Below are 592 nucleotides of genomic sequence, written 5' to 3' on the forward strand. Positions count from 1 at the left end.
CCCACAGGCTCCCCGCCCACCCCAGGGTGGAGACGGCGGGACGGTATCTGCCCGGCACCCAGGGCATGGACGTGGGCGGCGACTGGTACGACGTGGTCGAGGCCGGGGACGGTCTGGCCCTGGTCATCGGCGACGTCCAGGGACACGGGGTGCAGGCCGCGGCCACCATGGGCCAACTGCGCAGCGCGGTGCGGGCGTTCGCGCTCGGCGGGCATCCGCCCGAGGAGGTCATGAGCGGCACCAACCGGCTGCTCATCGACCTCGACCCGGGCCAGTTCGCCAGCTGCTGCTACATCAGGCTGGACCCGCTCACCGGCGAGGCGCGGGCSGCCCGCGCCGGGCATCCGCAGCCGCTGCTGCGCCACCCCGACGGCCGGGCCGAGGTCCTGGACCTGCCCGGTGGTGTGGTGCTCGGGGTGGCGCCGGACGCCGTGTACCCGGTGACGGACCTGCGGCTGGAGCAGGGCGCGGTGCTCGCCCTGTACACCGACGGGCTGGTGGAGCGGCCGGGTACCGACATCGACGAGGGCGTCGAGCGGCTGCGCGCCTCCCTGTCCCGCGCCGCCACCCCCATCCGGCGCACCGGCCCGTC

The 592-nt window shown here is 75.8% G+C and carries 1 protein-coding gene; it reads left to right on the forward strand.

From position 1 onward, the window contains the following. A partial coding sequence (locus ACJA3G_RS38270) for a PP2C family protein-serine/threonine phosphatase (RefSeq protein WP_406557583.1) occupies window positions 1-592 on the forward strand: 592 nt, incomplete at both ends.

It is taken from the genome of Streptomyces sp. YS-3, assembly GCF_045257485.1.
GTDB lineage: Bacteria > Actinomycetota > Actinomycetes > Streptomycetales > Streptomycetaceae > Streptomyces.